Below are 22,124 nucleotides of genomic sequence, written 5' to 3'. Positions count from 1 at the left end.
TTTCATCAATCCCATTTTTACAGCAAAATATTGACTGTTTAAATATCCAGTGCTATTATCCGGGAATAAAACGGATAACTCACTTTTTAATTAATATTGTACTAGGATACCTACATATGAATGAAATTTCATCATTTATTGAACAAAAGCGAATGAAAATAGGACTAACCCGAAAAGATTTTGCCCGATTATTAGGTATGAATGAAAATGGAGAGAGAACCGTACGAGGTTGGGAAAAAGGTGAGCACACACCGTCTAAAGCAACTTTAGAATTGATTAGCCAATTACATGATAATTGCCCTTTTAAACAAAAAGAGTCGACTGTTCAAAAATTTACGTTTATTGACTTGTTTGCTGGGATAGGTGGTATACGGTTGCCATTTCAGGAACTAGGTGGAAAATGTTTGTTTACTTCAGAATGGGATAAGTTTGCTCAAAAAACTTACACTGCTAATTTTGGTGAGGTACCGAGTGGAGACATAACTAAAATAGCTGCAAAAGACATTCCTGATCATGATATTTTATTAGCAGGTTTTCCTTGTCAGGCTTTTTCTCAGGCGGGATTAAGAAAAGGATTCAATGATACCAGAGGCACAATGTTTTTTGAGATTCAAAAGATTCTGGTTGAAAAAAGGCCGAAAGCATTTTTACTTGAGAATGTTAAACAACTAAAAGGCCATAATAAAGGTAATACGTTAAAAACAATATTAAATATTTTAGAAGGTCATAATATTGGCCATATTCCCGATGATATTCCGTTATCTGGCGAGGCGAAAGAAGCTTTATCAAGTAAATTAAATTATCAGGTTTTTTATAAAGTATTGCGAGCCGCTGATTTTGGAGTACCACAAAATAGAGAAAGAATTTTCATTATTGGTTTTGACAGAGATTATTATGATCATATTGATTTCAATATTTTATTCAAATGGCCGCAACCTCCGTGTATACCAACAAAGCTAGGAGACATCCTTCAAACTGAAAATGAAATTGATGATAAATATACTATTTCTGAAAAACTATGGGATGGTCATCAACGAAGAAAAAAAGAACATACCCAAAAAGGTAATGGCTTTGGTTATAGTTTATTTAATTCAAACAGTGAATATACTAATACTCTAAGTGCTCGTTATTATAAAGATGGTAGTGAAATTTTAATTGACCAATCAGACTTAGGAAAAAGGCCTCGTAAATTAACACCGAGAGAATGTGCCAGATTACAAGGTTTTCCTGATAATTATATTATTAACGCTGTATCTGACGGACAAATGTACAAACAATTTGGAAATTCTGTTACAGTGCCGGTTGTGAAAGCTGTAGCAAAGCAACTATTAGCGGCATTTACTTTAGCTAATCAGATGAAAGATTCTGAAAGTTTTACATCTGATCATTTAAAAGGTTTAGTTGATCGAGCGATCAGGGATAAAAACTGGACTGAGGCTGAATTAGTTTTTAATAAAATGAAATTGCAACATTCTAATAAATAAAATCATTAGTATAATAACAGCAACCGCATCAAGCCAAATCAATGCGGTTGTTGTATAAAAATTACACCTTAAACGTAACCCACGGTTTAAGTTTAACCACTGTTTGAATCAAACCGGCGTTTTGTTGTGCTTCAATTACAGGTGTGATCGGTTTATAGGCGGTAGGGGCCTCTTCACGTAGCCGTTCTTCTTTTAAGGTAATACATTGCCATGGCAAGTTGACCTTATCATATTCGACTTTTTTGCTACGCATAGCTTGTCGTCTTTCTGCTCGACCTGCACCGTGTGAACAAGACCATAACCAATCTGCATTACCTTTTCCTACTGCCACATAAGAGTGATCACCCATCGAACCTGGGATTAAAGCTATCTGACCAGCATAAGCAGGCGTTGCCCCTTTACGATGAATATTCATCTCATGTTCAGGCAAAATGATATTGTGCGAAATGTCGACCACGAGTTGACTATCATCTTGATGAAAAATAGTTGCAAGCGATTTACGTATCAATTCGGTAATCACAATTCGATTAATCCAAGCATAACGCGCGGCAACGCCCATAGCGTGTAAATAGGCTTGTGCATGACTATCTGTTAAACCAAACAATCCTGATTTTGGTTGCTTTTCATTAGTCGGCCATAAAGCTTTTGCTCTATCTTGCCAACGCTGACCAATGTAAAAACCAACATCACGCGATCCGGTATGAATCATGACGACGACACTATTTTTTTCAAGACCTAATTGATAAGCTAAATGTCGATCGATAATATCATCAACAATTTGTAACTCGACAAAATGGTTGCCAGATCCGACTGTACCTAAACTCGCAGGGCGGATAATATCGCGTTTTTCAAAAAAGGCTTCAGGCGCATACTGACTATCTGCCTTAATTAAGTGATTACCCGATATTTTATTAAGCTCTGCGTGTAATCGTTCATAATTAACTGAATTCCACAAACCTTGCTGCGGTAATGCCGATAACCATGCTCCAAGACCTTGATCGAATAATGCTTGAAAAGATTGCGGAGTAACAGGTACATCACGTTCATCTTGCAATAACACACGTTTTAACTGCGCAATAATTGTCGATTTTTGTTCACACACCTGATCAAAGCTTAAACCGGTGGTAAAAAGCCGCATACCGCAATTAATATCGGTACCAATTGCTGCCGGGATAATTAAATCCTGAGTAGTTGCAACAATACTACCAACAGGCGCAACCGCACCTGGATGAAAATCAGGTGTAGCACGAGCCATGCAAACTTTCCCTACACTATTAGGAACGCTCACAGATGCAAAGTTCAGTAGCTGTTCTACCGCTTTTTGCTCTAATGGCAATGGACTCGGTAACAAAATCTGAGCAGAAGTATTTTCTTTATTTAAAGTATAAATATCATTATTAAAATGACTTTCAATCCCAAGACGGGACAAACGTTTTTGTAAACGGGAAAATGTAGACATAATAGCCACCTAGAAAACAATAAAAAAGCGTCTCCTCAAATTGAGAAGATAATTACTGTTTTCCTGCAGCAGCACTATTCAGGAAAGCGGATGAATTCTATACGCTGATTATTTATTTGTAAAGGATAAAATTGATATAGTAAGCCTGATAAATTTATTTTTATGACTCGCTCATTTGCTTTAAAATAGCAAACTCACCGATAAATTGATGAAGTTTATTTAAATCTTAAAAGGTGTTATTGATGGTCAACCTTGGCAGATTGATATTCAAAAGCAGCAGATCATTTTGGGTGATGATTTGTATTTTTCAATCCAAATATTGGGAAGGTTTTCCTATGCTTCTGAAACTTGGCTTTGGGCTTAGGCAAGTGTTAACACACTATTTGCTTACTAAAGATTAGCACGTGACTTTTAATGACGGTTCGAAGCTAATTGCAGTAAAAGAAAAATATCAAATCACTGCTGAATCTGATCATTTATCGCAATGAGTTAAACTCAATGGCTAGAGGGCTCACTCGTGCTAATTCAAAGTAAAATAGACAAATACGGTGATTAAATGGACAAAAAAGCAAAAAAGATTCTGTTTCAAACCTATTGGAAAAATGGCTGGAAGGACAGAAAGGAGATAAAAACAGAGCCGAACGACTTCGCGTATGCGAAAGAAAAAGGATTAATGTTTGATCCCATTACCATATCACACGATGATTGTGTCAATAAAATCATAAACATCGTCGCCACAATCACACTTGAACACGTTGCCAAGGCCTTTTTGAGCAGCTTATCAACGCGGCGACTTGATTGGCGCTCAGGTATTGCATCATACTTTATCGCAAAATTAATGACTGCGCATCAATATACGCCAGTCGTGTCTGGTCAATCTTATCAAGATGGCCAAATGAGTCATTCATCCTATACGTGTCAAGTCTGCCGAGATCTCAAATATGGCATGATAGGTAATGAAAACTACGTCAAAGCAGATTTAAATATCTTAAACTTTGAACGAATAAAGTGGGGAGGAGTGCGTCATGGTGATTTACTTTATACCTACTTTGATCTCATGCAATTCACTAAACAGGCAATCTCTGAACCGACCAAAGATGATATAGCTATTTTAAAAGGGATATTAGCCATTATTGCATCCTGTCAGCAAGATGATTACCTGGGTTCACTGAGTGATAAACTGACGGATGTACCTAACTTTAAATCCAATCAGGATGAACGTAACACCATTATTGAGATTTTGGCTTGTGTGGGGATTTTACAACCCGCTTCTTATGAGCGCCCAACAAGGGGAAAACACGATTGGGTATATGCCACTTATTGGCGTGGTCAGGATAAATACAATCAACAAATGGTGAAGCAATTATTTGGTCTTTAATGCATGATCTCTAATTTGCTCTAGGGGCTGTTAATCTCATCCCAACTCAGCCCACCAAATATTTTTTTAGCCTGTCGGCATCATTACTCTTCTGTTTTTTCGTTCTCGAAATCGCAAAAAGCTCTATTTTACAAGGGCTGGTCAAAGCAGATTGTTTCTGCTCCTGTTCACATTGTGTAGTGAGTGATAAGCCCAACAGCGACGAGAAACAGATTTACCATTAAATATCAAATCAAAGCAACGGCACATGTTGAATGTCGAAAAGATGCTAATGTGATTAATGAAATCCCAATGGCAAACAAAGATATTGATGCTGTTATGGCTGCGCAAAATGCATTGGTCGAGATAGTGCATCAATTAAGGCAAGTGGTGGGTGTGAAGGGATAAAAATTATCGAGGAGCAATCCTCGATTTCAATTAATATTTACTGCTATCAACTTTAAATTACCAAACTTACTAATTACCATAATTTTCTTCGATAAGATATTTGCAGATTTTCCTTTAGGTTAGTGCAATAGGTTTCGCCTTAAAAACTGCCGTGCAATATTGAAGTTCAGGTGTTCAGGCGACCGAGGGGTTCAAACCAACCCCTCTGGCTCCCCGTTCCACTGCGCGTGGGGCGTAATGGCGGATATTTGACCGGTTTGGGTGAGGCGTTGGTTCAGATGTTAATGGCATAAATGAAGAATAGATGTTAAGACATAGTAATTTTTTGCAAGATGGATTGCAGAATTTGATTAAATTCTTATTTATTTTATAAAATTTTAAAAACATTATTAAAGCCTACTGAAAGGGGGATTGTTTTCCTCTATTTGTATTGTCAGTCAAATTCGTACCTTATAGTTCTTTTATTTAAATTTTTAATATCAACTTAGTAATTCAGGTTTTTATTCATAAATAATTCCTCAGGGTTTTAACTTAATGAAATTTGATATATTTGCTATTAAAACAAAATAACTATAACCTTATATTAAGGTCGTTTCAGTAGCTCAAGATTAGTAAATAGTTAACGTGGTTCCTGTCAATTTAGCCTATAGAATGATATGACTTAACAGATTTAATGATTAAATATTTTTGTGAGTAAATAGAGTTTTATTTATCTTCGAGTCTCTAATTTTTAGAAGGATAATTTTAATGATTCATCCAGAGGAAAAAGAAATATTTTCACTTGATGATATTTCTCAAGATGAACGATTAGCTCGGTTATTTAAAGGAAAAGACAAAAATTGTGTAATACAATTGTGGATATTACAAATTAAACAAAAAGAGCAGAAAAAGGTTGTAAGTCATATAATTTATGGACGGATATTTCCATATAGTTATGCTAATCAAAAATGGTCTGCAACCAGTAATCCTAAAAGAATAATAATAGAAGATAATGAAATAAAATTAATACAAGTTAATCTCTATTATCAAAATAAAGATACACGTTTATTGATTGAGAGTCTAGAAAGCCAATATTCATTATCAGAGATAAGTAAAAAAATAGGATTTGAGTTTTCCGATAAACTTGAACAAGAAATTGGCAATGTAAAAATTAGCTATCCAGTCATTTACCGACCAGTAATGTATTTATTTAATAAAGATGCGCATCTTATTAATTCATTGTCAAGCCCTCATCATAGTGCTGGTTCGTATAGTGCGGCATTAATTCAAAGTCAAAAAAAAGAATTATTTCAAATGGATGGTGATTATTGTCAAGAGTTGCTTAAATTCATTATAACTGAATTAAATGCTATGACCGGGCTACAATTTAGAAAACAAGATTATAGGCGGTTAGGTGATATTGAATTATTGGTATTTCCAACACTTGATGATCATGAAAAAGAATTACTCAATGTTATGTTCAATAAAGAAATAATAAAAGTACAATTTGATACTCAACAATTACCTTTTTATCGTTCATTTTATATAAATTTTACACTATTAAATGATGACCAAATAATCCATTCAACTTTAAATAAGATGGATAAACAAACAGATCATATTTTTAGAAGTGAAATGTCCATTGCTAAAAAAATGGGCGTAATAGTAGATTCACTTGAAATCAAAATATATGGGCAGAAAAAAGAGAATACCGAATTAGTATTATGTACTATCTGGCAAAATCACTATATCTGTGAAATAAGTTTAAATATTATGCCCTCATTTAATGAAGGTAATAACAAAATTCAGTCGGATTGGTTAGAAAAGATCATTCAACAAAAGGATGCTAAAATTAGGTTAAATTTAGTTCAAACTATAAAAAATAATTATAAGCCAGAACCAACAATAATTGGCGGGCGCCAAACTGATTCTTGGGTGACCATTAATAAGCATTTACTCAAATTATTGGAGAAAATTGACCCGAGGCCTTCACAGGGTATGTTTTTTGAAAAAATAGGAGATAGTAATGGCCTAGCACGCTTAGAATTTGTCGAATGGCTTAGAAAGATACTTGAGACTAAGCGCAATTCTCAGGTTTTTTTATTTGATCCTTATTTTGACAGTGCTGGTATTAGTCTGCTAGCTCTTAATATGAAACATGAATGCGAATATACTGTTTTTATCTCATTACCAGATAATAATAACAAAAAAAATGATGATGAAGATAGAATTAAACGCTTACTTTCAAGTTGTGAAAAATTAGATTTCTCAATTGGAAACCAGAAATTAAAAATATATAATATCGAAAAAGGTTCATTACATGATCGTTACTTACTAATCATGGCCGGTAATCGATTAGTTTCAGGATTTCATTTATCAAATTCAATTCAGCATGCCAGTGAAAACTATCCCTTATTAATTACGCCAATACCATCAGATACACTAATCAAGGTTGGTAATTACGTTGAATCACTTTTAGAAAAATCAAATTTACAATTATTGTTTGATTCCCAAAAAAATACCTCTGCATCTAATTTGCTCATAAAACAAGAAGAACAACTATTTGATAATAAATGGGCAGGTCATATTTTAGCAGATTGCATTAAAGAAGAATCATTAAGAACATTAACTGGACTCAAACTAAAAAATAGACTGGAAGAAATTAGAGTATTAAAGGGGATATCTATAAAAACTGATATTTTGCAAGGAATACAACACTATTTATCCTCTCTTAACAATGACTCTACTTACTTCTATGAAAAGTGGTGCGCATTGAGTGATATTTTTGCCTCATCATTTACCGATAATAATATTAATCAACTAGAGCTTTATGATAAACAACAATTTATAGAACAATTGGTAATATTTTTGAAGATTAATTATAAAAAGATATATACACCTACAGATCCCAATAAAAAAGTAACTATCGAAATAGATTCTATTATCAAAGAACCCTTTGAAAAATTATTGCAATCTAGCAAAAGAATTGAACATTTTAGATATCAAATAAAATTTTCCTTTTTAACTTGGGCTGATGTTTTTGCAATCAAAATACTTTGGCAATTTTCACCAGAGCGTTTGATTGATGTTCTTGACAGTATCATGGAAATTATTCAGAAAACGAATCGAGATAATTATATTTTTCCTCATGCAATTTTAATTCAATCACTTGGTGAAATTTCATTGAGTGCTCAAATTAGAATTACCAATAAGCAATTAAATGCACTTCTTGATAGTGACTATCCTTTATTTAAATGGATGGGGCTAAATGTATTCAAATTCAGGTTGGAAAAGGATTCTGATTTACAAGAGTTTAGAAGGTATGTTGGTCAAGTAAATTTAATTGAAAAAGTGCAAATCATTGGTTGGTTTTTAGTCAAAACAGGTATAAGAACATCACATATTCAATCACAGATATTTTATGAGTTATTAGCATTATTGTTTGAAATTTTACCAACTAAACTTGAAGAAGAACAAACTATATTGTTGATTAACTCTTTACGCCAAAACATGACAAAAATTTCTTATAGTGAACCATGGATATCAGACAATATTATTATGCCATTATTAGAACAAGAAAGAATTTCAGCTAACGACCTAAGTAAAATTTGGTTACAAGATTTATTATCTGACTTAAATGGTTATTTAGTAAATCAAACTATTTTATTTCAAAAAGAAGTTGAAGGTAATTTAACGCTGATGGCGGCATTTTTATTCAGTCAAAGTGATTATTCACAACAAATTATCTCATTGCAACCATTTCAGCAAATTATAAAAAAATGCAAAAGAGAAATATTAAAACCATTGGCAAGTACAGCAGATTGGAATAAATGGGATAATGCATTAGCAATTATTTTTTGGATTAAATCTTTCTTAGAATTAGTAGTTTTTTATCTTGATAAGCCAAATAACATTGAAGATGTTATCTTGCTTTTAAAGCAAGAGTTGGAAGAATTAATTTTGCAAAAACTGATTTTAGAACATCAAGATGAACAAAGCATCTATTTTTATATAATGGATTTTATGAAAGGCATAATTGATAATAAAGAAAACTTGCGATAGCAATAACCGGATATGACTGTAAGTTGTTTTTTAGGGATTTTATCTTTTTAAGTCGGAATTGGTATAAAAGAGCTATATCAATTGTCCTTTACTTTCCCCAAAATCCTCTCAACTTTTTTCGGAGTAACTTCCATTAATTTTGCAATAGTTTCAATATCAACACCTTTATTAAGCAAAGCATTTGCTAATGCTTTAGCTTGTGCTAGTGCTGCTTCTTTTTGTTCTTTTTCGGCTTTTGTTTTGTCTTTCTCTGCCTTAATTTTATTGTTAGCAACCGCTAACTTCTCTTTGGCAATCAACTTTTCTTCTTTACGGATGCGTTCAACCACTTGATAAGTTGGGACGTATTTTAGGCTTTGCTCTAACTCGTCCATAAGTTTAGTACTGCGGAAGCTGATATAGGATTTAGGGGTGATGATTAGGTGGTCGATTAGGTCGATATTTAAAATTCGTCCGACTTGGATTAGGCGATCGGTGATATCTTTATCCGCTTCGGAAGGTGTCAGCGATCCTGACGGGTGATTATGAACTAATATCACGCGTGAGGCGTTTTTCATTACCGCAACACGAAATACATTCATCGGTTCAACGTCGACCGATTTATAACTGCCAAGTGCAATCAGTTCAATATACAGGATATAACCAGCTTGATTCATCCCAATCATCCAAAGATGTTCTTTTTCTTGGTCGATTTGGTTATCACGCAATAACACACGTTGCATAATGCTGTAGACATCGTCTGTGCCTTCAATATAGCGTTTGTCATGCTTAGTCAGTTTAATATCCATCGTATCACCTTGTAAAATCAATTAAAAAATAATATAGCATATTTTTCTTAGGCTTAGCAGAAGTTAATTAATCTTTGTTATACCTGTGCTGGCATATTTTATGTTTACCTGATAGGTTCATCGTAAACTGCAATAACATTCATTTAGTATTTAGATTGGATTATAATTCTCCTAATTTTTATTATAAAACGCCTAAAATAACAGCAGATAATTCAATATCAATCATCCAATTTAATAAGTTTAACAGTATAAAATAGGTGGGCGATTTTTTGGCTAGTTCTTGCAATTGATTATTGCTTCAATGCAAGCTTACTTCTTACTTCTTACTTCTTACTTTTTGCAACCCAATAATCGAATAATGACAGCATAATAAAATTGCCGGATAGATTATAAAATTAAGGGTTATCATTGATGTGATACCTAACATCCCCATAATAAAATCTAGATTAAAAGCCAATTTATCAGTATCTTCTATTACTAACATTGGGACAATAGGCGGCATTGCGGGAATTATAATACCAATTGGCACGCCTAAAATGACTAATCCAAGTGGTCGTTTTATTTTATTTAAAAGAAAGATTGAAATCAGAATAAAACAGAAATAACACAAACCATAACATATCAAATAATATAATTCTGGTGTGCGATGTTTTGCGATAATTATTCGATAACACCATTGGTAACTTAGATAGGCGCCGATAAAATTAAATAAGATGATAATTAATAAATTAATTAATTTCATTAGGCCGTCCTTTTGTTGTTTTCAATCTTTTCATCACTTCAATTAAAAGCAAGTTAGCTACTTTATTCAAGACAAAATCATTTTTCTTTTGAATACTACTTATAAATTTTTTTTTAATCAATCTCAAGGTAGTTCTACGGACAAAAGTATGGATAAAGAGATAGATTCGCCACCGCAGCCAATTAAACGTAAAAAGAAGCTGATTATATTAACGCTATTATTTCTTTTTTTTGCTTTGGCTTATGGCGTTTATTGGTTTATGTTTAGTCGATTTAATCAATCAACTGATAATGCCTATGTTATGGGTAATCAGGTCCCGGTTGATGCGCAAGTAAATGGTGGAATAGTAGAGATTAATGTCGATAATAACGATTTTATTCAACAAAATGATGTGATAGCAACGATTGATGCAGTTGATGCAGAAAATGAATTTGGTTATGCCAAAAATGTGTTAATCAAAGCGATTAGAGAGTTGCATCAAATTCAGATCACAAATGAAAAACTTTCAGCCAGCATTCAGTTAAAACAAGTCACGTTAGACAAACTTAAGCAAGATCTTGTACGCCGGGAGAATCTTTGGTCACGAAAGGTCATTTCAAAAGAAGAGATTATTCATGCAAGGCAAGATGTCGATTTTGCTATTAATGATTTAAAGATATCTCAGCATGAATTAGCCATTAATAATGCGCTACTAATGAAAACGCCATTATTAGAACAACCAAGTATTCAGCAAGCAATTTTTAAATTAAAACAAGCTTGGCTTAACTTAAAGCGAACCAAAATCACCGCACCTGTAACTGGGTATGTCGCGAGGCGAAGTGTCCAAGTTGGTACACAAGTGACTAAAGGTGAGCGTTTAATGGTTATTGTTCCGTTAGATCAAGTATGGGTAGAAGCAAATTTTAAAGAGGTACAGTTAAACGATATTCGTATCGGTCAGCCAGTTACCTTAGAAAGTGATTACTATGGTGAAAAAGTTGAGTATAAAGGAAAGATAAGTGGTATTGCGATGGGTACTGGCGGTGCTTTTTCTTTGCTACCTGCACAAAATGCGACAGGAAATTGGATCAAAGTGATTCAACGTTTACCGGTACGGATTGAATTAGACAAAGTGCAACTTAAACAATTTCCATTACGTATAGGCTTATCAATGAATGTGAATGTGGATACGCATGATACGACAGGTAAGCTTTTAACCGATATTCCAGCGAAGACGATAAAATATCAAACGGATTCACTTTCTTTTGATGAAACTGAATTTGAGCAGCTCGTTAAGAATATTGTAAAAAACAATTTTTACGCTACACAGGTTGTTCAATGATGCAGAGCATACCGTCTTTATCACCTTTAACCGGCATCAGATTTATTCTACTAATTATTTTATTAGCGGTAATCGCGTTTTTACAGATTTTGGATTTAACAATTACTAATGTGGCATTATCAACCATTACGGGTAATCTTGGTGCTTCAAATTCGCAAGGAACGTGGGTTATCACCTCTTTTGCCGTTGCTAATGCTATTTCGATCCCCTTAACGGGATGGTTAGCTCAGCGTTTTGGTGAAGTGAAATTATTTACTTATTCTATCTTATTTTTCGTAGTCACTTCTTGGCTTTGTGGCATTTCAAATAGTTTAGCCATGCTGATTTTTTCAAGATTATTGCAAGGTATGGTTTCTGGACCAATCATCCCTCTATCGCAAAGCTTGCTATTAGCGTATTGCCCACCGGCCAAAAAAAATATGTCATTAGCCATATGGTCAATGACAATTATTATTGCGCCAATCTGTGGTCCAATTCTAGGTGGTTGGATTAGTGATAATTATTTTTGGGGATGGATCTTTTTAATCAATATTCCTTTCGGGATCATCATTTGGTTTGGTGTTCACCTTTTATTAAAAGATCGTGAAACGGCTACCAGCAAATTACCCATTGATAGGATTGGATTAGTTTTATTTATAGCTGGCGTGGGATGTTTACAACTGGTATTAGATAGAGGAAAAGAGCTTGATTGGTTTAATTCTAATCAGATTATTATTCTTTCTGTATTAGCTGTTGTTTTTATTAGTTATTTTATTATTTGGGAACAAACAACAGATTATCCAATTATTGATTTATCCGTTTTTAAATCCCGAAATTTTACCATTGGCACAATTTGTATCAGTTTGGCATTTTTACTCCATATTGGCACGCTGGTTATTCAACCACAATTATTACAACGTGTGTTTGGTTATACTGCAACTTACGCCGGTTTAGTGTTGGCGCCAATTGGTTTGGTTCCTATTTTTCTTGCGCCAATAATTGGCCGATTTGCTTCAAATGTTGATATGCGAAAAGTGGTGACGTTTAGCTTTATTGTGTTTGCACTCTGTTTTTTTTGGCGAGCATATACATTTGAATCAAACATGACTTTTGCTGATGCAGCATGGCCGCAGTTTTATCAAGGTTTTGCGATAGCGTGTTTTATTATGCCATTAAATATTATTATTTTATCTGATATTCCTATTCATAAATTAGCAATTGCCGGCAGTATCTTTAACTTTTTTAGAACGTTGTCGACATCAGTTGGTACCTCGTTAACCGCTACTTTATGGGAGCGTCGTGAAGTGATTCATCATAGTCAATTGACTGATATAATTTATCAAAATTCCCAAGCATTAAATTACACTTATCAACAGTTCAATCAACTAGATTTATCTAACATGCAAGTATCAGCTATGCTGGCACAACAGATTACCAATCAAGGTTTATTAATTGGCATTAATGAAATATTTTGGCTATATGGTATGATATTTTTAGGTTTAATTGGTATAGTATGGTTAGCAAAATCTTCAGTGAAGGTTAATTGATACTTGGCTAATCAAGTCAATGTGATTTTTATTTTGTGGCAGGAGTTAAGTATCAATCATTGGTATAGTATTCAGATATAAAATAAGCAGGAGAGCGCATTTTGCATATTGATTCAGTGATTCAATTAGATGAACAAGACTCAGCAACTTTGTACTTTCTCCATAACGTTAATACCGATTTTCATCGCCATCCTTGTTTACAATTAACGATATCACTAAACGATATTTTTTTAAGTTTAGAAACAGAAGATAAAAAGTATCGTGAATTTGGTTTTATTATTCGTTCAAATCTGTCACATAAATTAAATACAGCTTGCGCTATCAATTTTTTACTCGAACCCGACGCGCCTTATTTTCATTTATTGTCACATTTTACCGAAAACGATCCTATTTATCGTTTATCGCGTGAAGAAGCCTCAATACTGGCACAATATTTTATACATACTATTGAAAATAAACAGGTATTCGACATACGGCATATTGTTAATCTATTATATCGCCCTAATACAAGTTGTCTTTGTCGGCAAGATAGTCGAATAGTTAAAGCGACCTCAATAATTTCATTATTGCCGGTTAAACAGATATCCTCAAAAGAAATTGCTGATAAAATTTATTTATCCGAAAGTCGTTTTTTACATCTATTTCGAGAAAATCTAGGTATTAATTTCCGAGGCTATCTGTTATGGAAAAGATTGCGTGATGTTATTAACACGCTTGACGCATCGGCAACATTAACAACGTTAGCTAATAATATGGGCTTTGCCGATTCAGCTCACTTTAGCCGAACTTGTGTTGCAAGTTTCGGATTAAGGCCCTCAGAGCTGAAACGAGCGTTAATTTATAATCAAAAAATGCCAAACAATAAACATGGTAAACATATTTATTGTTTGCATAAGCCAGCAGAAAAGTAACTCACTATACCCAGCTGAACCATTCAATTCTGCGTTAATTTTAGTATGTTAAAAATTGCTAATTATTTTCGTGCAACAAATACATAGCCTCATAAGGTTGTAATACCATTTCACCTTCAAACTCTGTTTGATTTGAGTAATTACTTAACAAGTTTTGCCAAGAACTATTTTCCAATGCTTTAGGCAATTGCCATTTAACCGTATTTTCGGTCAGATTGGCTATCACAAGTAATGTTTGATTATTCCAATGTCTGACATAGCACCAGCAATTAGCAACATCAGGCGTTAGATCTTGATAGTCGCCGAAAATAAAGATCGGATATGTTTTGCGTAATTTGATTAAGGTTTGATAGCAATAAAAAATGGAATTAGGATCGTCAAGTGCTGCCTTCACATTGATTTTTGGGTAATTGTTTGCCACCTCAATCCAAGGTTTACCTTGACTAAATCCGGCGTTGACGGTGTTGTCCCATTGCATTGGCGTTCGGCTATTGTCCCGTGATTTACTGGCAAGAATCGCTAACATATCAGACTCTGACACACCTTCGGCAATTTTTTCTTGGTAGATGTTAAGACTTTCCACATCTTTATATTGCGAAATATGAGTAAAATGGGGATTGGTCATCCCGATCTCTTCACCTTGATAAAGATATGGCGTGCCTTGTAGTCCATAAAGAATCATTGCCAGCATTTTGGCCGATTCGCTGTGGTATTGGTCTTCATTACCTAAACGTGACACAATGCGAGGTTGATCGTGATTACACCAGAAAATCGCATTCCATGCCTTACCGTGCATACCCATTTGCCAATAGCCGAGTATCTTTTTGAGTTCAAGTAAATCAGGCTTAGCCAGCGTCCATTTTTCCCCATTTGGATAATCAATTTTTAAATGATGAAAATTAAACGTCATGGTCAACTCTTTGCCATCCAATGCGGCATATTTTTGACAGTTTTCAAGCGTAGTGGACGACATTTCACCCACGGTTTTTAAACCATTAGGTTGAAAAGCATCTTGACTTAACTCTTGTAAAAATTCGTGTATTTTCGGGCCATCCGTATAATATTTTCGTCCGTCACCTTGTACGTCATCCGGAAAGTCTTGCTGTTTAGAGACCAAATTAATCACATCAAGCCTTAATGCATCAACCCCTTTATCCGCCCAAAATTGACAGACGTTTTTAATCTCTTGGCGGACAGTTGGATTTTCCCAATTGAGATCGGCTTGCTGCTTTGCAAACAGGTGTAAATAGTATTGTCCTGATTGCTCATGCCACTGCCAGGCTTTGCCGCCAAATTTAGATCGCCAATTGTTGGGTTCTGATCCGTCAGCTTTGGCATCTTTCCAAATATAAAACGATCGAAATGGGCTGGTTTTATCTAAGGCGGATTTAAACCATGGATGCTGTGTTGAAGTATGGTTAAATACCATATCCATCATAATCCGGATATCACGTTCATGCGCCTGCTTAACCAATAATTCAAAGTCGTCCATCGTGCCATAAGCCGGATCAATATCATAATAATCCGATACATCATAACCATTATCAACTTGCGGAGAGGGATAAATTGGCGTTAACCAAATCGCACTAATGCCCAAATTTTTCAGATAATCTAATCGACTAATAATGCCTAATAAATCCCCCGTTGAACCCGCGCCACTGGCTTGAAAGCTTTTGGGATAGATTTGATAGATAGTACCATTTTGCCACCACGGGATATCTATTTTATTCATTGCTTACTCTTTATTTTTTAATCTGACATGAATTAACCATTCAGTAATCGAATGGTTAACGGATATTAATTCGTGTTTAGCGAATATCTAATGTGCCTTTTTTCAATTTTAATTTATAAACAGCTGCTGTTAAAACAATTGGCACAACTATTGTCACCAACATAGCTAAGGCATAAATTCCCCAATAAACGGGTTGAATCGATAAGATGCCTGGTAATCCGCCGACTCCAATACCATTAGATAACACACCAAATAGACCACAAACTAAGCCAGCAAACGCAGCACCGATCATGGCACATAGCATCGGGAATTTATAACGTAAATTGATTCCGTACATAGCTGGTTCAGTCACGCCCAGATAAGCTGATATGGCAGCCGGAACCGACACTTCACGTTCGTTATGTTTTTTACTAACTAAAATAATGCCAACAACCGCCGAGGCTTGAGCAATATTGGATAGGGCAATAATTGGCCAAATCGGTGTGCCCCCCATATTTTGGGTCATCTGCATATCAATGGCCAACGTTGTATGGTGAATACCGGTGATCACCAACGGTGAGTATAAAAAACCAAAAATGGCTGAACCAATAAAGGCATAATCACCCGTCATCAAATATCTAACCCCATAGGCAATACCATTACCTAACATACGCCCTAAAGGACCTAATAAAAAATGCGCTAAAAAAACAGCAAGTAGTAGTGATACAATCGGAACAATCACTAAAGTAAGATAATCAGGGATAATTTTACGTAATCGCGTTTCGATCCATCCTAGTGCTAAACCGGCAAAAATCGATGGAATCACTTGTGCTTGATAGCCGACTTTTTGGATAGTGAACCAGCCAAAATCCCACACTTCAGGTATTTTACTGCCAAGATCGTAAGCATTCATCAATTGTGGTGAAACCAATGTTATGCCTAAAACGATACCTAACACAGGCGACCCGCCCATTTTTTTGACTGTAGACCAGCAAATTGCCACCGGTAGAAAATGGAAAATTGCTTCACAAGGTAGCCAAAGTATATTGTAAATAGGTGCTAACCAATGATAAGTTTCAATTAATGGCTTATCATCTATGGTGGGCATATCACCAATAATGTTGCGTAATCCCAATAACAAACCACCTGCAATTAAAGCAGGCAGCAAGGGTACAAAAATTTCAGCTAAGTTCGAAATTAATCTTTCAAAAACAGACATATTTTGTTTAGATGCAGCTTTTGTTTGTTCTTTGGTTGCTTCAGTTAAATTTAACTGCTGGATTAGTACTTTGTAATAATCATCCACATTCGTGCCAATAATCACTTGAAATTGCCCAGCATTGTTAAAGCATCCTTTGACAAAAGGTAATGCTTCGATAGCTTGGATATTGGCGGTTTTAGGATCAACCAAAGCAAACCTTAATCGAGTCAAACAGTGGCTTACACTCGCAATGTTTTGTTTGCCGCCAACAAATTCAATTAATTGCATGATCGATTCTGTTGATATTTTCGAATCTTTAGCCATCGCAAGTCTCCTTTCAATTAGTACTTTCGCTGTTTTATTACATCAATAATTTGGCTATTTTATATCAATAGTTATCATAAATTGAATTCAATAAATAATAAATGGGAACGTTCCCAAATTGTGATTCAATTCACAATTTTTTAGCGTATAATTCGAATCAGATTGATTATTGATTCGTTAATTGGCAAGGAACCGTGATAGTTTTACCGTTAATTTTACCTTGTAACATATTAAGTAACTCTTGAGCAGCATAAATGCCGGCTCTATCAAAACCTAGTTCTATAACGACAGTTTGTGGAAACAAAAAAGTAAGCAGTTCACTATGACCAACGCTAGCCACAACGATATGATTGCATTTTTTTTCACTTAAATATTTATTTAGTCCTAATGCGATAGCATCGGTAGCACAAATGATAGCCGAAGGTGAATGCTTTAAAACTGATTGAGCAAGGTTATAGCCAGAACGGTAACTTAATTTGCCTAAGTAAGCATTAGGTATGGTGTGATGTGCTAAGCAACAATCTTGATAGGCTTGATATCGCAGTGCGCCAGTTGTTTGATCTTGCTTATCTACACCAATATAAGCAATATTTTGATGTTTTTTATTTTGGTGTAGATAGTTAAATAAATTTGTTACCGCTCCAACATCATCATAACAAACGCAAGTATATTCGGAAAACGATCTTGCCAATATCACACACCTATTTTTCCAGTCAGATAATAAAGATTTATCAAGCCCGGTAAACGCAAATATTACTACCGCATCTGCTTGTTTCTCTTTTAGCATTGCTAGGTGTTCTTGCACCTTATCAATGTTAAATTGGCTTTCCATAATGATAGGATCGTAACCACGCTGGTAAAAAATAGGTAACATTGAGCGCACTGCTTGATTTTCAGACATCGAATCAAGGCGAGTTACAATAATACCAATCACTTTATTACCATAACCACGCATTGCCCTGGCTGATTTTGATGGGGTAAATTGATACTGCTCAATTATCGCCATGACTTTATTACGCGTCACTTCCTTCACCATAGGATCGTGATTTATTACCCTTGAAACAGTAGACTTACTTACCCCACAAAGTTTGGCAATATCTTTAATGGTTAAGTTATTGGAAGACTCGCGCATAGTTAGTTCAGTGAATGAAAATCAGTTAAATCATAGTAATATAGTTTAAGGGAAATTGCGATATTCAGGTTAATTATCAAGTTATGTACAAAAAAGTTATCAATATAACTAGATATAAGTTAACCACTTATCTAATCAACCAAATATAAAATAAATATTGAGCTTAATTAAATACAGAAAATAAAGACATTAAATTTTTTTTAATTGTTTTGTTATCTTGTCTTAAATCAATAGTACAAAAATTTAATTTATGTCCTTGAATTAGGGCTCGTTCATTTATTGATTTATCCACTGTTGGATAAAGTAACATACCTGATGCTGAAAACGATAAAGGGTCGTCAATTTTTTCTTGGCTTCTTACATAAGCGTAGAGCTGATATAAATGTTCTGTTTTAAACGAACAGCTTGATTGTTTAAAAATAGATGTACATTTAGTATCAATAATTAAGCGATAATTAGCTTTACTATTTTCTAGTATTAGATCAGTTATCATTATGGGCATAAACTTATCAATATTGCCTGTTGATTGTTGACATTGCCATGTAAATTTTTTACCAGATGTTATTTGCCAATCATTTGGATTAAGATTGACACGACAAAAACCGATTATTGCTCTTTCAAACAATGATCTCAACCAAGCATCAGTTTTTTCTAATTTATTGACAGTTTCTATCCCTAGTAATTCTGTAGGAATTGACAAGTTATGAATTAAATGTGAGACAGAAACTAAAAGATTATCTTGTAGATTCGCTCTATTGAAATGATCAATTATTGGATTGTAATTTTTGGATTGCCCTATTTTCAACTCTTTAAAACGATTCGTTATTTTTTTACATTTTTCAATTAAATGGTTATTTGTTAGTTGATTTAATAAAACATAGGCTGCACTATGAATGTATTGGTTTTTGGGCGTATTAATCGTTAAATTATCATAAGAACATTGAACTCTACCCTTTTCTAATAATAATTTGCGCGAAGTATTTAAATAATCAATTTTTCCTCTAACTCTGGTTAAAATTTCCTTTTTAGGTTGGTAGTCGTTGGATAATGAATAACGTAATCGTTTATCAACTGCCTTACAATAAAGTTCGGCTGCTAATTCAACAATTTTTTCAGGATTATCTTCAAATTCAATTTTTTGTTGTGTATCAAGCTCTTTATAATAATCAGAGGCATAGAGTAAAAGTAACCATATATTCTTAATAGGTATTTTTCCTACCGTAGTATTCCCTGATAGTCTTGATTTATTATTCATTTAAATTATTATCTTTAATTGTGATTAATTTTATCGCATCGTTAAGTTTATTTTTTTCATCAAACCAATACTCTTCTAATAACGGTTTAATTTCAGAATCAATAATATCTCTATACCACATTGATGCATCCGATATTACTTGGTGATGAGTTAAATAACTATGACCAATAGCAAAAGCACTGCCCAACATTCTTTCTTCACTAATAAAGTTATTTAAAGCATTAATACAATTTTTTATTCTTTCTAGTATTTCTAGCGGAAGTTTCGTTTTTTCATGCATATAATTTAACCATTTTTCACCAAAATTAGGTGCTAATGTGAAAAATGCAAAGCGTCGACGTAGTGCAAAATCGACTATAGCTAATGATCTATCAGCTATATTCATCGTACCAATGACATATAAATTATCAGGAATAAATATTCCATTTTCATGTTCACGACGATAGGTTAATTCTAATGCTTCACTTGGCGTTCGTTTATCCGCTTCAAGTAGTGTTAGCATTTCACCAAAAATTTGTGCCGGATTTCCTCGATTAATTTCCTCAATCACCATGACGTATTTAGATTGTGTATCATTGCGTGCTTGATTAATAATTTCCAAAAATGGACCATCTATCAGTGCTAGCTTGCCATCACTGGCAGGTCGAAAACCACGAATAAAATCTTCATAAGACATATTCGGATGAAATTGTATTGCTCGAATATTATTTGAATCTTTATATCCAATCACAATATTAGCTAATCTTTTCGCAAGCCAAGTTTTACCTGTACCAGGAGGACCTTGTAAAATAATATTTTTTCTCATTTTTAAGCTTGTTAACATTTGTTGTAATTGTTGTTCGTCAACAAAACAACCTTCTTGAATTAAATCATTTAAGGTATAAGGTTGCTTAACTAATAATTGCTCAACGATATCATCATCACTTTCAGTAATTTCTTCATTTTGTTCATCAATATTATCACTGCGTAATCGATATTTTCCATTTCCCAAAAATTGTAAAAAATCTTTATCTCTTAATCTTTGTAGTGTATTGCTGACCGATTCTCCTATTACACTATTATTCGGAAATTCTTCTTCAAGTTGTTCTCGATATTTATTAAGAAACTCTTTACGTTGAAAAACATCAGTTCCATTTTTTTGACAAAGTTCTCTAATTAATTGTAATAATTTAATTTGCCATTGATTATTTGATATTGAACCTTCATTATTCGATTTTCGATTTTTATATTTGCGTAATGCCGTTAAATAGAGTTCAGGCAAAGAATGAATAGGGAAGTAATCTTCGGTAAATCTCACCGCCAAATCATCAAGTAACTTAAGATAATCATTACCATTAAAATGATCTTTAGAGAACTGCTTATCTTTCATTAAACCTAAGTCATCGGTAATATAACTTTTGGAAAATTTATCTAATACCACATAAGCATTTGGACGCATCCAAAATAAACCATTGGTCAATTGCCATGAGCAATAAGGTTGTGACATAACCAAGTCAAATTTTTGTTTAAACTCATCTTGAGAGTTTTCATCAGAATTAGAAAAATTCAATGCAACGGCATAAAAATCCCATAAATTATCAATTTCTTGTTGTTGATTTTCGGAGTTAGTGAAAAACCAAGAAATTTGATTATTAAGTAATGGAATACCCTCAAAAGAGTTAGGAATAGATTCTTCAATTTTAAGAAATTCAGCCCACTTCTTAGCGATTTCTTTCCTTGTCACTTCTTTGATATGTCGATTAAATGTTCCTAATGCGGTAAAAGGACAAATATCCTGTAAACCTTTATCGAGTAAATAGGAGAGATTAAACTCTGTTGCTAGCTGATTAATAAACTTCATTAGTGATGAACGTTTACTTTTGTCTTGATAAATTAATAGATTATTGGCTACGGCTTCATAAAAAGGGATCCATTTAAATAATTGGGGATGTGTATTGCGTGCATTCTCATCGCCGTAGCGTGATTTCCAATACGGCGCATTACGAAAATAATCAATATTTTGTGGCTTATCATAAAATGTGAAGTTAATTAATTGCTCTGAAAGCCAGTGGTCATCCTTTACTCCCCAAACAGTTGCTATATTTGTGAAGAAATACCATTTTTTAGATAAGTTAGTTTTTTGCCAATCAATTTCTAATAACTTCCCATCATTATGATTATGAGTTACAGTGCCGATAGCTTTTATTTCCATTACCGAAACAGCTTGACCTTTATTATCAAAGGGTAAATTATTTTTTAAGTTATAAGTAGATTTGATTGCAACCCGATCACCAACAGAAATGCTACGGACTGTACTTAAATATTTATGGTCATAGCCATTTTCCCAAATACCTGAGTTGATAAAACGTTCCGTTTGGTCTTCACTACCATTAAATTTAGCACCTAAAAACCAATATGTTCTTATGGATTCCAATTTCATTCCTTATATTTTTGTTTTTATATTAATGATAACTATTCTAACTTA

At 33.9% G+C, this 22,124-nt stretch carries 15 protein-coding genes and 1 pseudogene; 8 read left to right on the top strand and 8 right to left on the bottom strand.

Going from position 1 to position 22,124, the window contains the following annotated elements; genetic code table 11:
• Window positions 1-116: 116 nt before the first annotated feature.
• Window positions 117-1,484: a DNA (cytosine-5-)-methyltransferase gene (dcm, locus tag J3U63_RS07080; RefSeq protein ID WP_267371104.1), complete on the top strand. Its 1,368-nt coding sequence runs from the start codon at window positions 117-119 to the stop codon at window positions 1,482-1,484.
• A gap of 61 nt (window positions 1,485-1,545) precedes the next feature.
• On the opposite strand, the gene J3U63_RS07075 is transcribed toward dcm, so the two are convergent.
• Entirely contained in the window at window positions 1,546-2,943 is a 1,398-nt protein-coding gene (locus J3U63_RS07075; RefSeq protein ID WP_267371101.1) for an RtcB family protein, read from the bottom strand.
• 223 nt (window positions 2,944-3,166) lie between these two features.
• On the opposite strand from J3U63_RS07075, the gene J3U63_RS13405 reads away from it, so the two are divergent.
• The 4 genes and pseudogenes from J3U63_RS13405 to J3U63_RS07060 all read left to right on the top strand — a co-directional run bounded on the left by J3U63_RS13405 (window position 3,167) and on the right by J3U63_RS07060 (window position 8,749).
• Entirely contained in the window at window positions 3,167-3,307 is a 141-nt protein-coding gene (locus tag J3U63_RS13405; RefSeq protein WP_416381301.1) for a DUF6882 domain-containing protein, read from the top strand.
• A 192-nt stretch (window positions 3,308-3,499) separates the two neighbouring features.
• Window positions 3,500-4,321: a hypothetical protein gene (locus J3U63_RS07070; RefSeq protein ID WP_267371098.1), complete on the top strand. Its 822-nt coding sequence runs from the start codon at window positions 3,500-3,502 to the stop codon at window positions 4,319-4,321.
• 113 nt (window positions 4,322-4,434) lie between these two features.
• Window positions 4,435-4,708 (top strand): annotated as a pseudogene (locus J3U63_RS07065) (RtcB family protein); the annotation flags it as partial.
• 747 nt (window positions 4,709-5,455) lie between these two features.
• Window positions 5,456-8,749, top strand: a complete 3,294-nt coding sequence (locus J3U63_RS07060; protein ID WP_267371095.1) for a VPA1262 family protein — start codon at window positions 5,456-5,458, stop codon at window positions 8,747-8,749.
• A 77-nt stretch (window positions 8,750-8,826) separates the two neighbouring features.
• Here the strand turns inward: J3U63_RS07060 and J3U63_RS07055 are convergent, their stop codons facing one another.
• Complete coding sequence (locus J3U63_RS07055; protein WP_267371093.1) at window positions 8,827-9,537, bottom strand: JAB domain-containing protein; 711 nt, start codon at window positions 9,535-9,537, stop codon at window positions 8,827-8,829.
• 316 nt (window positions 9,538-9,853) lie between these two features.
• Window positions 9,854-10,279 (bottom strand): hypothetical protein, encoded by a 426-nt coding sequence (locus tag J3U63_RS07050; protein WP_267371091.1) that lies wholly within the window; start codon window positions 10,277-10,279, stop codon window positions 9,854-9,856.
• Between the two features lie 148 nt (window positions 10,280-10,427).
• Here J3U63_RS07050 and J3U63_RS07045 point away from each other — a divergent pair, with 148 nt between their 5' ends.
• The 3 genes from J3U63_RS07045 to J3U63_RS07035 all read left to right on the top strand — a co-directional run bounded on the left by J3U63_RS07045 (window position 10,428) and on the right by J3U63_RS07035 (window position 14,037).
• Window positions 10,428-11,600: an HlyD family efflux transporter periplasmic adaptor subunit gene (locus J3U63_RS07045; protein WP_267371089.1), complete on the top strand. Its 1,173-nt coding sequence runs from the start codon at window positions 10,428-10,430 to the stop codon at window positions 11,598-11,600.
• Complete coding sequence (locus J3U63_RS07040; protein ID WP_267371177.1) at window positions 11,600-13,126, top strand: DHA2 family efflux MFS transporter permease subunit; 1,527 nt, start codon at window positions 11,600-11,602, stop codon at window positions 13,124-13,126. The genes J3U63_RS07045 and J3U63_RS07040 overlap by 1 nt, the downstream gene beginning before the upstream one ends.
• A 101-nt stretch (window positions 13,127-13,227) precedes the next feature.
• Window positions 13,228-14,037 (top strand): AraC family transcriptional regulator, encoded by an 810-nt coding sequence (locus J3U63_RS07035; protein ID WP_267371087.1) that lies wholly within the window; start codon window positions 13,228-13,230, stop codon window positions 14,035-14,037.
• Between the two features lie 58 nt (window positions 14,038-14,095).
• Here J3U63_RS07035 and treC read toward each other — a convergent pair whose 3' ends face one another.
• The 5 genes from treC to J3U63_RS07010 all read right to left on the bottom strand — a co-directional run bounded on the left by treC (window position 14,096) and on the right by J3U63_RS07010 (window position 22,073).
• Window positions 14,096-15,769 (bottom strand): alpha,alpha-phosphotrehalase, encoded by a 1,674-nt coding sequence (gene treC / locus J3U63_RS07030; protein ID WP_267371084.1) that lies wholly within the window; start codon window positions 15,767-15,769, stop codon window positions 14,096-14,098.
• 76 nt (window positions 15,770-15,845) lie between these two features.
• Window positions 15,846-17,273 (bottom strand): PTS trehalose transporter subunit IIBC, encoded by a 1,428-nt coding sequence (treB, locus tag J3U63_RS07025; protein ID WP_267371082.1) that lies wholly within the window; start codon window positions 17,271-17,273, stop codon window positions 15,846-15,848.
• A gap of 166 nt (window positions 17,274-17,439) precedes the next feature.
• Window positions 17,440-18,405, bottom strand: coding sequence for a trehalose operon repressor TreR (treR, locus tag J3U63_RS07020; RefSeq protein ID WP_267371080.1), 966 nt, complete (start codon window positions 18,403-18,405; stop codon window positions 17,440-17,442).
• Window positions 18,406-18,568: 163 nt separating this feature from the next.
• Window positions 18,569-19,660: a 5-methylcytosine restriction system specificity protein McrC gene (locus J3U63_RS07015; RefSeq protein WP_267371079.1), complete on the bottom strand. Its 1,092-nt coding sequence runs from the start codon at window positions 19,658-19,660 to the stop codon at window positions 18,569-18,571.
• A complete protein-coding gene (locus tag J3U63_RS07010; RefSeq protein ID WP_267371077.1) occupies window positions 19,653-22,073 on the bottom strand; it encodes an McrB family protein in 2,421 nt (806 codons plus the stop codon). The genes J3U63_RS07015 and J3U63_RS07010 overlap by 8 nt, the downstream gene beginning before the upstream one ends.
• Window positions 22,074-22,124: the final 51 nt, after the last annotated feature.

Origin of the sequence: Gilliamella sp. B2838, assembly GCF_026536185.1 — a bacterium.
GTDB lineage: Bacteria > Pseudomonadota > Gammaproteobacteria > Enterobacterales > Orbaceae > Gilliamella.
This window is presented reverse-complemented; position numbering and strand designations above follow the sequence as displayed.

Excerpts from the sequence above, each read along its gene's own strand:
- dcm (WP_267371104.1), top strand. The coding sequence starts at position 117 with ATGAATGAAATTTCATCATTTATTGAACAAAAGCGAATGAAAATAGGA.
- J3U63_RS07075 (WP_267371101.1), bottom strand. The coding sequence starts at position 2,943 with ATGTCTACATTTTCCCGTTTACAAAAACGTTTGTCCCGTCTTGGGATT.
- J3U63_RS07070 (WP_267371098.1), top strand. The coding sequence starts at position 3,500 with ATGGACAAAAAAGCAAAAAAGATTCTGTTTCAAACCTATTGGAAAAAT.
- J3U63_RS07060 (WP_267371095.1), top strand. The coding sequence starts at position 5,456 with ATGATTCATCCAGAGGAAAAAGAAATATTTTCACTTGATGATATTTCT.
- J3U63_RS07055 (WP_267371093.1), bottom strand. The coding sequence starts at position 9,537 with ATGGATATTAAACTGACTAAGCATGACAAACGCTATATTGAAGGCACA.
- J3U63_RS07050 (WP_267371091.1), bottom strand. The coding sequence starts at position 10,279 with ATGAAATTAATTAATTTATTAATTATCATCTTATTTAATTTTATCGGC.
- J3U63_RS07045 (WP_267371089.1), top strand. The coding sequence starts at position 10,428 with ATGGATAAAGAGATAGATTCGCCACCGCAGCCAATTAAACGTAAAAAG.
- J3U63_RS07040 (WP_267371177.1), top strand. The coding sequence starts at position 11,600 with ATGCAGAGCATACCGTCTTTATCACCTTTAACCGGCATCAGATTTATT.
- treC (WP_267371084.1), bottom strand. The coding sequence starts at position 15,769 with ATGAATAAAATAGATATCCCGTGGTGGCAAAATGGTACTATCTATCAA.
- treB (WP_267371082.1), bottom strand. The coding sequence starts at position 17,273 with ATGGCTAAAGATTCGAAAATATCAACAGAATCGATCATGCAATTAATT.
- treR (WP_267371080.1), bottom strand. The coding sequence starts at position 18,405 with ATGCGCGAGTCTTCCAATAACTTAACCATTAAAGATATTGCCAAACTT.
- J3U63_RS07015 (WP_267371079.1), bottom strand. The coding sequence starts at position 19,660 with ATGAATAATAAATCAAGACTATCAGGGAATACTACGGTAGGAAAAATA.